This is a genomic window from Streptomyces sp. NPDC012825 (assembly GCF_042900925.1).
In the GTDB taxonomy this organism is placed as follows: domain Bacteria; phylum Actinomycetota; class Actinomycetes; order Streptomycetales; family Streptomycetaceae; genus Streptomyces.
This window is the reverse complement of sequence record NZ_JBIBBZ010000013.1, coordinates 116,111-132,817: the sequence shown is the minus strand read 5'-3', so window position 1 is coordinate 132,817 and position 16,707 is coordinate 116,111. Positions and strand designations below refer to the sequence as shown.

14 protein-coding genes, 1 tRNA gene, 1 pseudogene and 2 CRISPR repeat arrays (1 of these 18 running past the window's edge) are annotated in these 16,707 nt (G+C 69.4%); of the genes and pseudogenes, 13 read left to right on the top strand and 3 right to left on the bottom strand.

What is annotated here, in order from left to right:
• Positions 1-900: a CRISPR direct-repeat array (repeat unit 29 nt; unit sequence GGGACCATCCCCGCGTGCGCGGGGAGCAG); it reaches 1,022 nt to the left of the window's first position.
• A 363-nt stretch (positions 901-1,263) separates the two neighbouring features.
• The 9 genes from cas3 (at position 1,264) to ACFY7E_RS24415 (ending at position 11,323) form a co-directional block, all read left to right on the top strand.
• The gene (gene cas3, locus ACFY7E_RS24455) at positions 1,264-4,065 is read left to right on the top strand and encodes a CRISPR-associated helicase Cas3' (RefSeq protein ID WP_389488225.1); all 2,802 of its coding nucleotides are present in this window, start codon (positions 1,264-1,266) and stop codon (positions 4,063-4,065) included.
• Positions 4,055-5,806: a type I-E CRISPR-associated protein Cse1/CasA gene (gene casA, locus ACFY7E_RS24450; RefSeq protein WP_389488135.1), complete on the top strand. Its 1,752-nt coding sequence runs from the start codon at positions 4,055-4,057 to the stop codon at positions 5,804-5,806. Before cas3 ends, casA begins: the two co-directional genes overlap by 11 nt.
• The gene (gene casB, locus ACFY7E_RS24445) at positions 5,803-6,453 is read left to right on the top strand and encodes a type I-E CRISPR-associated protein Cse2/CasB (protein WP_389488133.1); all 651 of its coding nucleotides are present in this window, start codon (positions 5,803-5,805) and stop codon (positions 6,451-6,453) included. Before casA ends, casB begins: the two co-directional genes overlap by 4 nt.
• Positions 6,450-7,646: a type I-E CRISPR-associated protein Cas7/Cse4/CasC gene (gene cas7e / locus ACFY7E_RS24440; RefSeq protein ID WP_389488131.1), complete on the top strand. Its 1,197-nt coding sequence runs from the start codon at positions 6,450-6,452 to the stop codon at positions 7,644-7,646. The genes casB and cas7e overlap by 4 nt, the downstream gene beginning before the upstream one ends.
• Positions 7,643-8,389, top strand: coding sequence for a type I-E CRISPR-associated protein Cas5/CasD (gene cas5e, locus ACFY7E_RS24435; protein ID WP_389488129.1), 747 nt, complete (start codon positions 7,643-7,645; stop codon positions 8,387-8,389). Before cas7e ends, cas5e begins: the two co-directional genes overlap by 4 nt.
• Positions 8,389-9,102, top strand: a complete 714-nt coding sequence (gene cas6e / locus ACFY7E_RS24430) for a type I-E CRISPR-associated protein Cas6/Cse3/CasE (RefSeq protein ID WP_389488127.1) — start codon at positions 8,389-8,391, stop codon at positions 9,100-9,102. Before cas5e ends, cas6e begins: the two co-directional genes overlap by 1 nt.
• On the top strand, positions 9,099-10,064 hold the full coding sequence (gene cas1e, locus ACFY7E_RS24425) for a type I-E CRISPR-associated endonuclease Cas1e (protein WP_389488126.1): 966 nt from the start codon (positions 9,099-9,101) through the stop codon (positions 10,062-10,064). The genes cas6e and cas1e overlap by 4 nt, the downstream gene beginning before the upstream one ends.
• Complete coding sequence (gene cas2e / locus ACFY7E_RS24420) at positions 10,061-10,411, top strand: type I-E CRISPR-associated endoribonuclease Cas2e (protein WP_389488124.1); 351 nt, start codon at positions 10,061-10,063, stop codon at positions 10,409-10,411. Before cas1e ends, cas2e begins: the two co-directional genes overlap by 4 nt.
• 92 nt (positions 10,412-10,503) lie before the next feature.
• Positions 10,504-10,898: direct repeats of the CRISPR family, unit length 29 nt; unit sequence CTGCTCCCCGCGCACGCGGGGATGGTCCC.
• A gap of 68 nt (positions 10,899-10,966) precedes the next feature.
• Complete coding sequence (locus tag ACFY7E_RS24415) at positions 10,967-11,323, top strand: hypothetical protein (RefSeq protein ID WP_389488122.1); 357 nt, start codon at positions 10,967-10,969, stop codon at positions 11,321-11,323.
• Here the strand turns inward: ACFY7E_RS24415 and ACFY7E_RS24410 are convergent.
• Positions 11,313-12,133, bottom strand: a protein-coding gene (locus tag ACFY7E_RS24410; protein ID WP_389488120.1) for an IS5 family transposase whose coding sequence is annotated in 2 segments (ribosomal slippage) — positions 11,313-11,776 and positions 11,776-12,133 — 822 coding nt in all. Because the reading frame shifts where the segments join, the coding sequence is not laid out codon by codon here. The genes ACFY7E_RS24415 and ACFY7E_RS24410 overlap by 11 nt on opposite strands.
• Positions 12,134-12,342: 209 nt before the next feature.
• Between ACFY7E_RS24410 and ACFY7E_RS24405 the strand changes: the two genes are divergently transcribed.
• Positions 12,343-12,696 carry a 5-carboxymethyl-2-hydroxymuconate Delta-isomerase gene (locus ACFY7E_RS24405; protein WP_389488118.1) on the top strand — a complete coding sequence of 118 codons (354 nt, stop codon included), beginning with the start codon at positions 12,343-12,345 and terminating at the stop codon, positions 12,694-12,696.
• Positions 12,697-13,061: 365 nt separating this feature from the next.
• Here ACFY7E_RS24405 and ACFY7E_RS24400 read toward each other — a convergent pair.
• Positions 13,062-13,921 (bottom strand): IS5 family transposase gene (locus tag ACFY7E_RS24400; protein WP_389488223.1). Its coding sequence is split into 2 segments (ribosomal slippage): positions 13,062-13,573 and positions 13,573-13,921, totalling 861 coding nucleotides; the frame shifts between segments, so codons are not numbered across the junction.
• Between the two features lie 265 nt (positions 13,922-14,186).
• On the opposite strand from ACFY7E_RS24400, the gene ACFY7E_RS24395 reads away from it, so the two are divergent.
• From ACFY7E_RS24395 to ACFY7E_RS24385, 3 genes and pseudogenes are all read left to right on the top strand, one after another.
• A complete protein-coding gene (locus tag ACFY7E_RS24395; RefSeq protein WP_389488116.1) occupies positions 14,187-14,402 on the top strand; it encodes a hypothetical protein in 216 nt (71 codons plus the stop codon).
• An 816-nt stretch (positions 14,403-15,218) separates the two neighbouring features.
• Positions 15,219-15,338: transfer RNA gene (locus tag ACFY7E_RS24390), tRNA-OTHER, on the top strand.
• A 95-nt stretch (positions 15,339-15,433) separates the two neighbouring features.
• Positions 15,434-15,523 (top strand): annotated as a pseudogene (locus ACFY7E_RS24385) (IS5/IS1182 family transposase); the annotation flags it as partial.
• 67 nt (positions 15,524-15,590) lie between these two features.
• Here ACFY7E_RS24385 and ACFY7E_RS24380 read toward each other — a convergent pair.
• A complete protein-coding gene (locus ACFY7E_RS24380) occupies positions 15,591-16,661 on the bottom strand; it encodes an ArsR/SmtB family transcription factor (protein ID WP_389488114.1) in 1,071 nt (356 codons plus the stop codon).
• Between the last annotated feature and the right edge of the window lie 46 nt (positions 16,662-16,707).

The following is a 16,707-nucleotide window of genomic DNA, read 5'->3' as shown; positions in this document are numbered from 1 at the left end:
TGAAGTCGTACGTCGCGGGACCATCCCCGCGTGCGCGGGGAGCAGAGCCGTCCCGACCGGCGGGATGCTCCTGTCATAGGACCATCCCCGCGTGCGCGGGGAGCAGCCGTTGTCCTTGGTATTCACGTAGCGGTCGCCGGGACCATCCCCGCGTGCGCGGGGAGCAGAGCTTCGGCCGGTACGACCTCGAAGCCCAGTGGGGACCATCCCCGCGTGCGCGGGGAGCAGCAGGTCGTCGTTGGTCAGCTCCCCCGCCGGGAGGGACCATCCCCGCGTGCGCGGGGAGCAGATTGAGGGGATCCCGTGCCACCGCGCAGGAGAGGGACCATCCCCGCGTGCGCGGGGAGCAGCGCGAGGACGGCTTCCACGTCACCCGGCATACGGGACCATCCCCGCGTGCGCGGGGAGCAGCGAGGATGGCGATGAGGGTCTGTCCCATGACGGGGACCATCCCCGCGTGCGCGGGGAGCAGAACGTGTCCCCGGCGGCGAACGAGGTCATGAAGGGACCATCCCCGCGTGCGCGGGGAGCAGGCATGCACCGAGCGCGGGTTGGCATGCATCGAGGGACCATCCCCGCGTGCGCGGGGAGCAGGCGGCCCGCGCCTGGGGGGCGCCCCGCTCGGTGGGACCATCCCCGCGTGCGCGGGGAGCAGGACGGGCCGGACGCGGTCCGCGCCCGGGTCCAGGGACCATCCCCGCGTGCGCGGGGAGCAGGTCGTCAGGGTGATCGACGTCTCGGTGGTGTTGGGACCATCCCCGCGTGCGCGGGGAGCAGCGACTGGCACGCCGGCTGGCTGCGCGCCGACCAGGGACCATCCCCGCGTGCGCGGGGAGCAGCGGCGGTCGTCGTGGTGACCGAGGGCGATCATGGGACCATCCCCGCGTGCGCGGGGAGCAGACTCGCTGACCTGCATGTTCTTTCGGGAGGCGCAACGGTTTGAACCATCTTCACCGAATTCCCTATAACGGTCATACAGACACAAGTGCCGCGCTTCTCTACGCCTGCAGCTCGCTTCTTTCGCCGTTTCTCCCCAAGCTGGCCGTTATTCATGGTCACACGACTGGAGGGGATTGCCGGGCCTGCGGGAAGAAAAGTGCTGAACGGCTGACGTGGGCCATGTGGTTGTAATTTGATTCTCGTGTGATCAAAGTGTGCGCGAGTCGACGTCGGCTCGCAGGCAAGGCGTTATCGCCTGCCGCACGGACGGTGTGGGCGAAGTACGAGCGGGCGGATGATGGTTGGCTGCCGCTGTGGCGGCACATGGCCGACAGTGCTGCTGTCGCCGGTCTGCTATGGGACCGGTGGCTGCCGGAGCGGGTGAGGCAGATCGTGTCCGCTCCGCTGCCCGGTGGAGCTGATGACGGGCGTCGTCTGGCGGTATGGCTGGCCGGGGTGCACGACATCGGCAAAGCGACGCCGGCGTTCGCCTGTCAGGTGGAACCGTTGGCCGATCGTATGCGTGCTGCCGGGCTGGAGATGGCGACGCAGCGGCAGATGGGGACCGACCGCCGCATGGCTCCGCATGCGCTGGCCGGACAGCTGCTACTGCAGGAGTGGCTGGAGGAACGCCATGGGTGGCCGGGGCGGGCAACGGCGCAGTTCGCGGTCGTGGTGGGCGGGCACCACGGGGCTCCGCCGGATCACCCACAGGTTCACGATCTCGACACGCACCCGGGTTTCCTGCGCACTGAAGGGCCTTGCGAGGTGGTGTGGCGCCGGGTGCAGGACGAGCTGCTGGAGGCGTGTACCGATGATTTCGGTGTGCGTGAGCGGCTGACCGACTGGCGCGGGGTGAAGCTTCCGCAGAGTGTTCAGGTGCTGCTGTCGGCGTTGGTGATCATGGCTGATTGGATCGCCAGCAACCAGGATCTTTTCCCCTACCTTTCCGACAGCGGCTCCTCCACAGAGGCGGAGCGGGTGGAGGCAGGCTGGTCCCGGCTGGACCTGCCCGAGCCGTGGCGACCCGAGACGCCGCAGGAGACGGCGAGCGAGTTGTTCGCCTCCCGGTTCGCCCTGCCGGCCGGTGCGCGGCCGCGCCCGGTTCAGGAGGCTGTCGTGCGGGTGGCCCGGGAGATGGCTGTTCCGGGGCTGGTGATCGTCGAGGCGCCGATGGGGGAGGGGAAGACGGAGGCTGCGCTCGCCGCGGCCGAGGTGCTGGCCGGGCGTGCCGGGGCGGGCGGGGTGTTCTTCGCCCTGCCGACGATGGCGACGGGGAACGCGATGTTCCCGCGTCTGCTGGCCTGGCTGGACCGTCTTCCTGCCGGGGAGGGGGAGCGGTTGTCGGTGCGGCTGGCGCACTCCAAGGCAGCGTTGAACGAGGACTTCGCCGCGCTGAAGGCCGGTACGCGGAAGCGTATCGCCTCGGTGGACCTGGACGGTGAGGACCGGGTGCCGGCACCCGGAGCCCAGGACCGGTCCTCGCCGGCGGAGCTGGTCGCGCATCAGTGGCTGGAGGGGCGGAAGAAGGCGATGCTGTCGTCGTTCGTCGTCGGGACGATCGACCAGCTGCTGTTCGCGGGACTGAAGAGCCGGCATCTCGCCCTACGGCACCTGGCGCTGGCGGGCAAGGTCGTCGTGATCGACGAGGCGCACGCCTACGACACCTACATGAACGCTTATCTGGACCGGGTGCTGGCCTGGCTGGGAGAGTACGGGGTGCCGGTGGTGATGCTCTCGGCGACGCTGCCGGCCCGTAGGCGCCGGGAGCTGGCGGCCGCGTATGCCGGGGCGCGGGCGGGGGAGGCGGACTTTGCTGCGGTGGAGGAGGCGCGGGGGTACCCGCTGCTGACCGCGGTGGCACCCGGGCACCCGCCGCTGCAGGAAGTGCCCGCAGCATCCGGGCGCGGTTCGCGCGTGTGTCTCGAAGCGCTGGAAGACGATCTGGGGATGCTCGCCGACCGGCTGGAGAGCGAACTGGCCGACGGGGGGTGCGTGCTGGTCGTGCGGAACACCGTCGCCCGTGTCCTTGAGACGGCGAAGGTGCTGCGTGAGCGTTTCGGCCCGGGTGATGTCACTGTCGCTCACGCGCGGTTCATCGATTTGGACCGGGTGGAGAAGGACGCTGATCTGGTCCGGCGTTTCGGCCCCGGATCCGATGCCCGGCCCGGTCGGCACATCGTGGTGGCCAGCCAGGTCGCCGAGCAGTCGCTGGACGTGGACTTCGACCTCCTGGTCACCGACCTGGCCCCCGTCGACCTGGTCCTGCAGCGCATGGGCCGCCTCCATCGTCACCCGCGAGAGGACCGCCCCGGGCGGCTGCGTGGGGCCCGTTGTCTGCTGACGGGGGTTGGCTGGGCCGGTGAGGTGCCTCCCCGGCCGGTCCGGGGCTCGGAACTGGTCTACGGCCGCTATCCGCTGCTGCGTTCCCTGGCTGCCCTCGCGCCGTACATGCACGGGGCGTCATCCGTGCCGAGGGCGGGGAAGGAACCGGCGCCTGCTGTGCGGCTTCCTCAGGACATCAGCCTGCTGGTCCAGGAAGCGTACGGCGAGGCGGACAGCGGCCCCGTGTCCTGGGCGCCGGTCCTGGCCGAGGCGCGGGAGGTGCACCAGCGGGTCCAGGCGGACAAAGAAGCACGGGCGGACGCCTTCCGTCTTTCCGCGGCGGGCAGGGCGGGGCGGTCTCTGATCGGTTGGCTGGGTGCCGGAGCGGGGGATGCCGACGACACCCGGGCCGGACGGGCACAGGTCCGTGACAGCCAGGAGAGCCTGGAAGTGATTGTCGTCCAGCGGCAGGCGGACGGGTCGCTGACCACGGTCGACTGGGTGGGCGAAGAGCGTGGTGGGCTGCCGCTGCCGCAGGATGCTGTCCCCGCCCCCCGGGCGGCGCGGGCGGCGGCCGCGTGCGGACTGCGGTTGCCTCTGCAGCTGTCGCAGCCGCGGATCATCGACCGGGTCATCGCCGAACTCGAGGAGTTCTGTATTCCCGCCTGGCAGAGCAAGGACAGCCCCTGGCTGGCGGGGGAGCTCATTCTCCCCGTTCAGGATGATTGTCAGACCCAACTGGCAGGTTATGCACTCCAGTACAGCCGCGATGAAGGACTCGAGGTACGGCGTGAGGGATGATCCGGTACCGGCAGAAGGCCACCGCGAGCAAAGGGCCTGTTTCGATCTGACCGAGGAGCCGTGGCTGCCGGTCCTGCTCCTGAACGGCACCGAGACGGAGCTGTCTCTTCGTGAGGTGTTCGCACGGGCCCGGGAGATCCGGCGCCTCGCCGGTGACGTTCCCACTCAGGACTTCGCCCTGCTGCGGTTGCTTCTGGCGATCCTTCACGATGCCCTGGAAGGGCCGCAGGACCTCGATGACTGGGCGGAGCTGTGGGAGGACAGCGAGCCGTTCACCATAGTGTCCGGCTACCTCGAGGCGCACCGGGAACGTTTTGACCTGCTGCATCCTGTGCAGCCGTTCTTCCAGGTGGCCGGGTTGCGTACGGCGAAGGACGAAGTGTTCGGGCTGAACCGGATCGTCGCCGACGTCCCCAACGGGCACCCGTTCTTCACCACTCGCTTCCCCGGGGTGGAGCAGGTGCCGTTCGCGGAGGCCGCACGCTGGGTGGTCCATGCCCACGCCTTCGACACCTCCGGCATCAAGACCGGGGTGGAGGGGGACCCGCGGGTCAAAGGCGGTAAGGCCTATCCCCAGGGCGTGGCGTGGGCGGGAAACCTCGGAGGGGTCGCCGCCGAGGGCAACGATCTGCACGAGACGCTCCTGCTCAACCTCATCGCCTCGGACGGCAGCGCGAAGGACGATGTGCCGGCCTGGCGGCGCCCCCCGCGCGGGCCGGGGGCCGGCGACACAGCCGGACGGCCGGGCGGGGTGAGGGATCTCTACACCTGGCAGTCACGCCGGATCCGTCTGCATCACAACGGGAACCTGGTCTGCGGTGTGGTCCTCACCTACGGCGATCCGCTCGCCCCGCAGAACATGCACGAGCAAGAGCCGATGACGGGCTGGCGGCGCAGTGCGGCGCAGGAGAAGAAGCTGGGCCGGCCGCTGGTCTACATGCCGCGCGAGCACGATCCGTCGCGTTCGGCGTGGCGCGGTCTGGAGACGCTCATCGTCCCCCGCAGCCAGGACACCTCCGCACGCGGCGAGGCCCCTTCCGCGCTGCGGCCCGGTGTCGTCGACTGGCTGGCACAACTGATCAACGAACGGGTACTGCCGAAGGAGACACTGATCCGCGTCCGGACGTGCGGCGTGGTCTACGGCACCCAGCAGTCCGTCATCGACGAGATCACCGAGGACGCGGTCGCGATGTCGGTCGTGCTGCTCAGCGAGAGCGACCGGCGCCTCGCCCAAGAGGCGGTGGACGCGGTCGCCGACGCGGAGAAGGCCGTGAACACGCTGGGCGATCTCGCCTCCGACCTCACCCGTGCGGCAGGCGGTGAGTCCGACGCGGGCCGCAGCACCGCCCGCCACACGGGGTTCGCCGCACTCGACGGCCCCTACCGGATCTGGCTGGCGGCTCTGGGTCCCGGCGCCGACCCCCAGGAGCGGCGCACCGCCTGGCAGCGCACCGTCCGGCGCGAGATCAGCCGACTCGCCCAGGAGCAGCTGGCCGGCGCGGGCGAGGCTGCCTGGGAGGGCCGGATCGTCGACCAGGCCAAGGGCCCGGAGTGGCTGAACACCGCTTCGGCCGATCTGTGGTTCCGCTCCCGCCTGAAGAAGTGCCTCCCCCTGGCCTACGAACCGGCCGCCCCCACGAGCACCCCTGCTGACCCCTCAGGGAACGAACTCTCGCAGCCCGACACCGCAGACGGCTGCGACACCGTGCCCGCTCCGCCCTCCCCGAAGGTGCCCTTATGACCACCACACCCACAACCTCCCTCCGGCCTTCCGCTCCTGCCGATCCGGTTGCCGAGGTGGTGCGCAAAGAGATCGGCCGCCTGCAGCAGGGCTACCTGTCCGACCGGTCCGAGGCGGTCGCCGACCTCGCCCGGCTGCGCCGCGGCGCAGGCAAGGACGCTGCGACGATCCCGAACCTGTGGGGACTGCTGGACATCGAACTGCTTCACAGCACGCCGGGTGTACGTCCCGACGAGGCCGAGGAAGCCGTGTTCATCGCCATGACTCTCTACGCCCTGCACCAGCAGTCCCGCAGCGCCGCCATGCATCGCACCGGTGGCGACGAACTGGGCGCGGCCGTACGCCGGCTGATGCCTCCGGGCGAGATCGACGAACCCGTACGCAAACGCTTCGTTAGGGCCGGCAGCGCCCCGACCCTGGCCGTGCTCGCCGCTCGCCTGCGGGAGATCACCCTGCTGCTGCGGGGTGCGGACCTCAGCCTCGACTACGCGCTGCTCGCCCAGCAGCTCTACGCCTGGCAGCGCCCCGGCGGCCGGGATCAGGTGCGCCGCTCCTGGGGCCGCTCCTTCCACGCCCACCGCCCGCCCAAGAACACCGACGCCCCCGCGCGCACCCCCGATGAGACCGACCAGAAGGACGCCTCGTGACCAGCCGCATCATCCTCGACGTACATGCCCTGCAGAACGTCCCGCCCAGCAACATCAACCGCGACGACACCGGGGCACCCAAGACGGCCGTCTACGGAGGAGCCGTCCGGGCCCGGGTCTCCAGCCAGGCGTGGAAGCGGGCCACCCGCAAGACGTTCCAGGACCTGCTCCCCGCCGATGAGCTGGGGGTGCGCACCAAGCGGGTGGCCGAGCTCCTCGCCCCGCGCATCACCGCCCTCCTCCCCGGCCTCGACGGCCCCCAGGCGTGGGCTCTTGCCGCCGAAGTCCTGCAGACCGCCACCGGCTCCAAGATCGAACCGCCCAAGCGGAAGGTGGACGCGGCGAAGAAGAGCGGTGCAGCAGCCCCCGCGCCGGAGTCCTCCTACCTGATGTTCCTCAGCGCCCGCCAGCTCGACGCACTGGCAGAACTCGCGGTGGAGGGCGCCGACGACATCAAGGCCTTCTTCAAGGACAAGGACACCAAGGCCCGGGCCAAGCAGCTGGCGAACACCGAGCACTCCGTCGACATCGCCCTGTTCGGCCGGATGGTCGCCGACGCTGCGGACATCAACGTCGATGCCGCAGCCCAGGTCGCCCATGCGCTCAGCGTGCACCGGGTGGAGAACGAGTCGGACTACTTCACGGCCGTCGACGACAGCAACACCGACGCCGAGCCGGGCGCCGGCATGATCGGCACAGTCGACTTCAACTCCGCCACCCTCTACCGGTACGCCGCTCTCGACATCGATCTCCTCGAGAGGAACCTCGGCCACGGCCTGGACCCGGACGCGTCACCCGCCACCCCCGTCCGCCGGGCCGTGGAAGCCTTCCTCGCCGGCTTCGTCTCCTCCCTGCCCACCGGAAAGATCAACACCTTCGGCAACCACACCCTCCCGGACGCCGTCGTCGTCAAGCTCCGCACCACCCGGCCGGTCAGCTTCGTCTCCGCCTTCGAAAAGCCCGTCAGCGCAGACATCGACGGCGGCCACATGGAAACGGCCTGCGCCCGCCTCGCCGACTACATCCCCGAAATCGAACGGGCCTACGGCGACGAGACCACCGACACCTGGGTACTGCGGATCGGCCCCGCCACCCACAAGCTCTCCGGTATCGGCACCGAGGTTCCCAGCCTGACCAAGCTCGTCGAGACCGCCGGCGCCGCGGTCGCCGCCCGCCTGGAGCAGCGCGGATGAGCGTGCTCACCCTGCAACTGGCCGGCCCCCTGCAGTCGTGGGGGGCCTCGTCCCGCTTCGCCAGCCGCCGCACCACCGAAAACGCCCCCACCAAGAGCGGCGTCATCGGCCTGCTCGCCGCAGCCCAGGGCCTGGAACGCGGCGCCGACCTGTCCACTCTGGCCTCCTTGCGTTTCGGCGTGCGCATCGACCAGCCCGGCACCCGGCTGCGGGACTTCCACACCGCCCACCACGGCGACACCGGCACCGCCATGCCGCTGTCGGAGCGCTTCTACCTGGCCGATGCCGTGTTCGTCGCCGCCCTCAGCGGCGACCACGCCCTGCTCACTGAACTCCACGCCGCTCTGCGCACGCCGGTCTACCTGCCCTTCCTCGGCCGGCGCTCCTGCCCGCCGTCCCGGCCGGTCGAACTCGCCGTCCACGAAGGAGCCGAACTCGAGGACGTCCTGCGCAAGGAACCCTGGAGAGCCGCCGACTGGTACCAGCAGCAACGCCGACGCGACACGACGGTCACCCTCACCACCCTGACCGAACCCGCCCCCGGCACCGCAACCCCCTCCTCCAACGAAAACAGCGCCACCGGGGACACCCTGCGCGACCAGCCACTGAGCTTCGACCCCCGCCACCGCAGGTACGCCCTGCGCACGGTGCACACCTCCACGGTCAGCGTGCCCAACCCCTGCGCCCGGCCCCGCCGGGAACCGCCCGCCCACAATCCCGTCGGCCACCTGGAAATCGCCTGATGTTCCTCACCCGCTTCCGCGTCAACACCGCACGCTCCCAGGCCCGACGGCTGCTGTCCTCACCGCAGTCCACGCACGCCGCCGTCATGTCTTCCTTCCCCGACCTGCTGCCCACCGACACCGACACCCCGCGCGTCCTGTGGCGCCTGGACCGGGCCGCCTCCGCCCAGGTCCACCTGTTCATCGCCTCACCCACCCGCCCGGACCTCACCCACCTCGTCGAACAGGCCGGATGGCCCGCAGTGGCCACCGATCAGGCCCGGGGATGGACCTCCTACGACTACGCGCCGTTCCTCGCCGGCCTCGACAAGGGCAGCACCTGGAACTTCCGCCTGACCGCCAACCCCGTCCACAGTGTCCGCAACCGGGACGGCGCCCCCACCAAACGCACCGCTCACCTCACCCCCCGCCACCAGGTGGCCTGGCTGCTCCAGCGCCAGGAGGCGGGCGGATTCCGCATCATCGAGAAACCGGCGGACAAACAGCACACCGAGTTCGGCGACACCCACCAGGTGGCCGTCAGCGACCAGCGCACCCTGGACTTCCCCAAACGCGGCGCGAAAGGACGCGTGAGCGTCAAAACCGTCACCTACGACGGCCGCCTCGAGATCACCGACCCCGACGCCCTGCGCCGCCTGCTGACCACAGGACTGGGCAAGGCCAAGGCGTACGGATGCGGACTGATGACCCTCGCCCCCACAGACGTGCGATGACAGAGACAGTCAGTCGCAGATCGCTGAGCAGTCCGCGCGAACTGACACGCGTCGCGGACCGATCCTCCTTCATCTACCTCGAACGCTGCACCGTCCACCGGGACGCCAACGCCATCACCGCCGAAGACGCCGAGGGCACCACCCACATCCCCGCCGCCACCATCGGCACCCTCCTGCTGGGCCCCGGCACCCGCATCACCCACCAGGCCATGAGCGTGCTGGGAGAATGCGGTGCCGCAGTGATCTGGGTCGGGGAGAACGCCGTGCGCTACTACGCCGGCGGCCGGGCCCTCACCCGCTCCTCCGCCCTGGCCGAAGCCCAGGCCGTCGCCTGGGCCAACCAGCGCACCCGGCTGGACGTCGCTCGCGCCATGTACCGCCTGCGCTTCCCCGGCGAGGACCCCGCCGGCCTCACCCGCCGAGGACTCCTCGGACGGGAAGGGGACCGTGTGAAGGACTGCTACCGCAAGAATTCCGAACGTACTGGGGTCCGCTGGCGCAAACGTCACTACGTCCCCGGTGACTTCACCGCCGGCGACACCGTCAACCAGGCCATCACCGCAGCCGCTCAGTGCATGTACGGCATCGCCCACGCCGTCGTCGCCGCACTCGGATGCTCACCAGCGCTCGGGTTCGTCCACTCCGGCCACGAGCTGTCCTTCGTCCTGGACGTCGCCGACCTTTACAAAACGGAGATCGGAATCCCTCTGGCTTTCGACATCGCAGCGGAATCCGACGAAGAGCCAGGTCCCCGCACCCGCCGCGCTCTACGCGACCGTATCCACCAGCTCGGTCTCCTGGACCGCTGTGTCACCGACATCAAAGGCCTCCTCCTGCCAACCGGAATAGAGGCATCCAGGATTACGGTTTCGGACAGTGAGATCGATCGGGTCTCCCTCCAGTCCGACCACGACCAGCTGCTTCCCTCTGGTATCAACTACAGCGACGGGGCCGACTGGTGACCGTCATCGTTCTCACCAACTGCCCGGTAGGTCTGAGAGGCTTTCTCACCCGCTGGTTGCTGGAGATCTCACCCGGCGTCTTCATCGGCAACCCGTCCGCCCGTATCCGGGACATCCTGTGGGACGAGGTCCGCCGATACGCCGGCCAAGGCCGAGCCCTACTCGCCCACACCACCAACACCGAACAGGGCTACACCTTCCGCACCCATGATCACAAATGGGAGCCCATCGATCATGAAGGCCTCACCCTCATCCACCGCCCGGCCTCTCGCTCCGCAGAAACTTCGGCAAAGCCGGCCCAGGGATGGAGCAAGGCATCAAAGCGTCGGCGCTTCGGTAGGAAGTGACCAGGTGAATGCCTTTTATGTAATGAAGGTCGGATCTTTAAAAGCTCGCTTGAACAGGTACATCACTGATTAAAAATCGCAGGTCAGCGAGTCTGCTCCCCGCGCACGCGGGGATGGTCCCTCCATGTGGCCTATCGGCTGCGGCCTACACCACTGTTCCCCGCGCACCCGGGGATGGTCCCACGGTCACGGGCGAGAAGCGTTTCGCCGGGCCCTGCTCCCCGCGCACGCGGGGATGGTCCCCCGGCGGTCAGCCCGGCCATCCGGGTCGTGGCCTGCTCCCCGCGCACGCGGGGATGGTCCCTGGAACCTGTCGGTCGACCTGCGGGCGACGGGCTGCTCCCCGCACACGCGGGGATGGTCCCCACAGATCGGCCTTCTCCGGGAAGACGTTCTCCTGCTCCCCGCGCACGCAGGGATGGTCCCATGTACGCGAGCACGGAGTCGTGGCCCGCGCGCTGCTCCCCGCGCACGCGGGGATGGTCCCCTCGTCGGGGATCGCCGACTAAGACGTCGTTTCTTATGGCTGTCGGAGCGGCATGAGAGTCTCCGGTCATGAGCTACGACCTTGCTGTCTGGGAAGGCGAGAGGCCGGCGGATGACAAGACCGCCGGCCAGGTCTTCAGCGACCTGTACGACCGATATATCGACAGCGGGACGGAAGAGCCTCCGTCCGAACGCATTGCGGCATACGTCGCCGTGCTGCTTGAGCGGTGGTGCGACCTCACCGAGGACGATGAGGACACCTCGCCCTGGTCGACCGGCCCGCTGATCGACGAAGCCAGCGGGCCACTGATCTACTTCCCCATGCGATTCAGCATGGCCGAGGAGGCGTCGGTCTATGCGGCAGCCGTGGCGGAGTCCATGGGGCTGGTCTGCTTTGACGTGCAGCAGGACCGGCTCAGGCCGTGAGCAAGGGGCTCAGGCGGCGGTAGCCGATCAGGGTCGCTGCTATGCCGACGAAGGCGAGGAAGTGTTCGGCCTTGCGTTCGTAGCGGCGGTGCAGCCGTCGGCAGCCGGCCAGCCAGGACACGGTTCGCTCGACCACCCAGCGGTGCCGGCCCAGCCGCTTCGAGGACTCGATGCCCTTGCGGGCAATGCGGTGGCGGATGCCGCGTTTGCGGAGCCATCGGCGTAGGTGGTCGTAGTCGTAGCCCTTGTCGGCGTGCAGTTTCGCCGGGCGTCGGCGGCGGGGGCCGCAGCGGGAGCGGATGGGTGGGATGCCGCGTATGAGCGGCTCCAGGCCCTGGCTGTCGTGCATGTTCGCGCCGGAGATGCCCAGGGACAGGGGCAGTCCGTTCCGGTCGCAGATCAGGTGGATTTTCGATCCGAGTTTGCCGCGGTCGGTCGGATTCGGTCCCGTCAGTGGCCCCCTTTTGCAGCCCGCAGACTGACCGAGTCGATCGCGCACCGCGACCAGTCGAGCTCGCCCCGTGCCCCGAGTTCGTCGAGGATCACGCGGTAGAGCCTGGCCCAGACCCGGTCCCGGCTCCACTGAGCGAACCGGCGGTAGACCGTTTGCCAGGCCGGGCCGAACATCGGCGGCAGCTGCCGCCAGGTGCAACCCGATGTCGCCACGAAGATGATCGCCGCCAGGGCTTCGCGGTCACCTGCCCGGCGCCGGCCACCGCCCTGCGGACGTATCACCTCAGTGGGCGGCACCACCCGCCGGAATAACACCCACAACTCCTCCGGCACCAACCGCTCAACCAGATCCGTCATGCATGGAACAACGAACGATCACGCCATAAGAAACGACTTCTAAGAGGTTGTCTCACGTGGCAAGTTCCGCGAGATTCTTGTAGCAGGTCAGGGCCGCGGTCATGGCCGGGTTTCGGCTCTGCCAGTCGTTGCGGACCACGTACGTGATCTTGAGAACGGGAGTGGCTCGTGGCAGGCTCGTGCCGCATGTTCGATGAACAGGAGTGTCCATGCCGCAGATTCTCGTCACCCGGACCGGGCGGGACGACGTCGACTGGGAAGGGTTCGCGAGCGCGCTGAACCAGCTGGTCGCCGAGAAGGCCGCCACGCGTCTGGAGACGTGCAAGACGCAGGTCGTGCGCGGCGAGGACTCGGCGGTCGGCACCGACGTCGAGGAGCACGGGGGCCTGGTGCACGTCGCGATCGGCCTGCTCGCCGGACGCACCGATGAGACGAAGGCGGAGCTCACGGAGGCAGTGGTGGACCTGCTGCGCAGGTTCGCCGGGCCCGAGGACGGCTGCCGGATGCACGTCTCCGCCGAGGTCCGCGACCTGGACCCCTCCTACCGCAAGGCCGAGTTCTAGTCCCGAGCCGGGCTTCCATCCCCGGTCGCCCGTGCGCCCGGGGGTCCTGTCGCCGCTACCAGCCGTCAGGCGCGCCGCCCATCCACGCGATCGGCCAGCCCTCGCTATTGCGGCCCCAGTGCGGCTCCTCCAACGCGGTCTCATGGCCGTCGTCCAAGACGCGATCCGCCCCCGGCGGCCGTGCTTGCCCGGGCAGACCCTGGCCAGCCGGGGCCCTCGTCCCCCGGGTTGTTCACCGTACCGGGCTGCCGCCGGAAGCCGTGAGCCCAGTCACGCCGTATACGCTCGCCTGGTTCCACGACGCCGGGGAGGGACCCACATGATCCGCAACAAGTCCGTGCAAGGCACCGTGTTAGGCAGTGTCTTCAAATGGGTCGGAGCCAGAGGAGGAGGGAAGCGATGGTGACGGCCGCCTGGTAGGACTCTCGGGTTTTGTCGTAGCGAGTGGCGATCGCGCGGTACTGCTTGAGGTGGTTGAAGCAGCGCTCGACGACGTTGCGCTTCTTGTAGAGCTGCTTGTCGAAGGCGCACGGTCTGCCTCCGTCGCGGCCTCTGCGTGATCGGTTGGCCCGCTGGTCACGGCGTTCGGGGATGGTGTGGCCGATCCCGCGTTTACGCAGGTAGGCGCGTATCTTGCGGGAGCTGTAGCCCTTGTCGCCCAGGACGTGGTCCGGGCGGGTTCGGGGCCGTCCGGGTCCGGCCCGGCGGACCTTGATGGTGTCCATGACCTCCTCGAAGCGGCTGCAGTCGGCAACGTTGCCGCCGGTGAGGACGAAGCCGAGCGGCCGGCCACGGCCGTCACAGGCGAGATGGATCTTCGTGGTCAGTCCGCCCCGGGATCGTCCGAGGGCGTGATCACATACTTCGTCCCCCGGCCCCACCCCTTTTTGCGGGCACCGGCGGCATGCTGGTGAGCCCGCGCGACGGTGGAGTCGACCGACACCAGCCAGTCGATGTCACCGGCCGCGTCCCTCTCCGCCTGGACCGCGGCCAGCATCCGCGCGAACGTCCCATCCAGCGCCCACCTGCGAAAACGCGTATACAGAGTCCTCCAAGGCCCGTAACGCTCCGGCACATCACGCCACGCCGACCCCGTCCGCAGCTTCCACACGATGCCATTCAGCACCCGCCGGTCATCCAACCGTGGCCGACCCGAAGACGGCCGTGGCAACAACCCGGACAGCGCTTCCCACTCCACATCCGACAGCTCATGACGACGCACCATGACGACATGATCCCCCATCAGGCCACTTTGAAGACACGGCCTAGTCGCCGCCGTCCTGGCGGCCCTGGCCGTCTCCTGCGGCACAACCCCCAAACCCGTCCGCCCGGCATCAGGCGCAAACACGCCCGACGGGGCCGGCGCGACCCCCTACCCGGACAACGCCTACGCGCCGTCCACCGGCGAGAAGGTCCGGGACGCCTTCGCCACCCTCCAGGCCACGCTCAACGACTCCTGCGCGAAGGACTGCGGCTACTTCCTGGGCCGTGTGAACAAGGAGCTTCAGGAACTGGACCGGGCGATGAAGAACGACCCCAAGGGGCCCGGGCACTTCCCCGAGCCGATCCAGAAGATGACCGAGCTCAACAACACGCTCGGCGGGGACGCCTCCTTCGAGAACCTGGAGAAGCATCACAAGCAGCTCGTCGCCACCCGCGACTTCATCAACACATGGATGCAGGACCACCCCGACGACTACCGCTGACCGCAGACGTCACCTGCCACTGCAGAGACGGAGGCCCGCGGCCAGAGCGCTTCGAAGACACCTCCTGGACCGCGCCCTCCCAGTGCTCCTCCTGCCGTGCTCATCGCTTCTTGCCGGCGGTGGGGCGCGCGGGACGGTCGGCGCATGGGGGAGTGGTGACCTCTCTCGGGTCAGGCCGCGCTCACCGGCGGCCAGGCAGGGTCGAGGGCCACGGCAGCTGCTGAAGGGGTGTAGCGCCATCCGGTCCGGTACAGGGCCTCCGCCTGGTCGACCAGTGCCTTGATACAGGCAGACCGTTCGGCGGCCGCGCGCTGGCGGGTGGCCTGGCCCGGGTGCTGCCGGTAGAGCTCACTGGGCAGCTCCTGCATCCAGCCGGCGGAAACGGTCTCGGCGTTGATACTCAGTGCGGTGTCCTGATCCTCGCGCGCCTGACCGGCCTTCCGGACCCGGCACGGGCCAGGAGGCAATAGCTCCCGCCCCCCCCAGGTATCCCGCCCGGCGGAACGAGCGGCACAAAGACACGTGCGTTTGTTCCGCCAGGCGGGACGGCCGCCACTTCCTCCCCACAGCCTGCCGCCGGCCCGCACAGACCCTGTGGCACAGAGCAAGCAACGCCCCCCGAGGGGGGGGCGACGAGAGATGAGGGCGGCGCGAGCGTGAGCAAGGCGAGCAGGCGCAAGAAGCAACGCATCACCCGGCCCGGGACCGGGCCCGTGGGACCCGGCGATCGCGGCCCGTCGCGCGCTGCGCGACCGCAGAGCCACAGCAACGCTGATCGAGGACAACCCCTACGTGGCCGCCCGGCTTGCAGGTTGGGGTGCCGTGGCGGAGCGGTCCACGGCGATCGCCGTGGGCGAGGTTCCTCCCGCGGCGAGTGACGGGGACGGGGCGGACCTGCCCCCATCTGTCTCGCGGGTTCGAATCCCGTCGGCACCGCAGCCGACCAGGACGTGGTGGAACGGACAGACCGGCCGCCTCACGTCAGCTCCACAGAAGTTGTGCCAGAACCCGAAGTCGTGAACAAAACCAGCCGGGTCATCCAGCGGCTGCGGCCGCTGCTCGCGATCGAGCCGGCCGCTCGCCCAGCCGGCGCGGTGGACCGGTTGTGGATCGTGGACGGCATCGCCTACCTGGACGAAGACATCGGCCGATTCGATGCGATCTACTCGATCTGAGGCGCCGTCTGGTTCACCGACTTCGAGGAGCTGTTCCCTCGGACCGCCGCATGCCTGTGTCGGGCGGCGTGCTTGCTTTCTCCCACCGCGAACCGATCGACAGAGCTCCATCGAGTAGCGCCTCGCCCAGCCGGGTCCTGTGATGGAGCACCCGTACACCCTCACGGTGTGACAGCAACAGTCCTGCGTCACGGAGCACCGATGCGTGCCGACTTGCCGTAGAGGGGGCGAGCCGCAGTGCGGCGGCGAGATCGGTGGTAGTCATGGGGCGATCCAGCATTCGTAGCAGCTCGGCGCGCGAGGGGCCGATGAGCTGTGCCGCCGGGCTGGTCGGAGCGCCGCGCCCACGCTCGAGCCAGCCAGGTGCGGGCGTGAGGGGATGGACGAGGACGGGCGGCAGCGACTCGTTCACCAGGGCCAGCGGGGCACGCACGCAGAAGAAGGCCGGCACCAGGGTCAGCGCCCTGCCGTGCAACAGCAGCTCACGGTCCACGGGGTATGGGGCGCGCAGCCGGCCGTGACGGTACTCCCATCCGGGCAGGTCGTCGTAGCCGGTCAGCATGCCCTTCGCGCCGTGGGCAAGTGCCGCCTCGGCGCGCTGTGCCCGGTCGGCCGCCGCATGGGCCCGCATCGCGGGGAGGTACGGCTCGACGGCAACGCGGTAGTAGGCGCGCAGAGAGTCGCCGAGTCGGCGCAGTGTCCGGGGGCAGCCGTCGGCCAGCAGTCGCACGCCGGGGGGGACCGGGCCTCGGGTATGGGTGTGAAGCCGGGTCAGTTCGGCGAGGAGCCGTCGGCGGGGGGTCGCGAGCAGCCGGTCGACACCGACCTCGATGTCGAGATCTCCGCGCCCGGGGGTCAGGAAATCGGGGAAGTAGGCGCCGTCGGGACATAGTCGCATGAGGTCGTGTGCGGCTGGCAGCAGCCCGGTGAGGCGTAGCGCGGCGCCAACCTCTCGGCGCCAGGGCCCGAAGGTGAGCGGGGCGGTCCGGTTCTGGAGGAGATGGAGGCTGAGCGCGGTCTCCCAGAGCGGGTCCACGCCGGCGGCCACGCGCAGCCGGACCAACTCCTGACTGGTGAAGTCCACGCGAAGCACTGTGCACCCCCAGGAAGTCAGGGGCGCCTGATGGCGC

Bases quoted from the DNA above. Each gene is read 5' to 3' on its own strand.
- ACFY7E_RS24405 (WP_389488118.1), top strand. From the start codon at position 12,343: ATGCCGCAGATTCTCGTCACCCGGACCGGGCGGGACGACGTCGACTGG.
- cas5e (WP_389488129.1), top strand. From the start codon at position 7,643: ATGAGCGTGCTCACCCTGCAACTGGCCGGCCCCCTGCAGTCGTGGGGG.
- cas3 (WP_389488225.1), top strand. From the start codon at position 1,264: ATGGCCGACAGTGCTGCTGTCGCCGGTCTGCTATGGGACCGGTGGCTG.
- casB (WP_389488133.1), top strand. From the start codon at position 5,803: ATGACCACCACACCCACAACCTCCCTCCGGCCTTCCGCTCCTGCCGAT.
- cas6e (WP_389488127.1), top strand. From the start codon at position 8,389: ATGTTCCTCACCCGCTTCCGCGTCAACACCGCACGCTCCCAGGCCCGA.
- ACFY7E_RS24415 (WP_389488122.1), top strand. From the start codon at position 10,967: ATGAGCTACGACCTTGCTGTCTGGGAAGGCGAGAGGCCGGCGGATGAC.
- cas1e (WP_389488126.1), top strand. From the start codon at position 9,099: ATGACAGAGACAGTCAGTCGCAGATCGCTGAGCAGTCCGCGCGAACTG.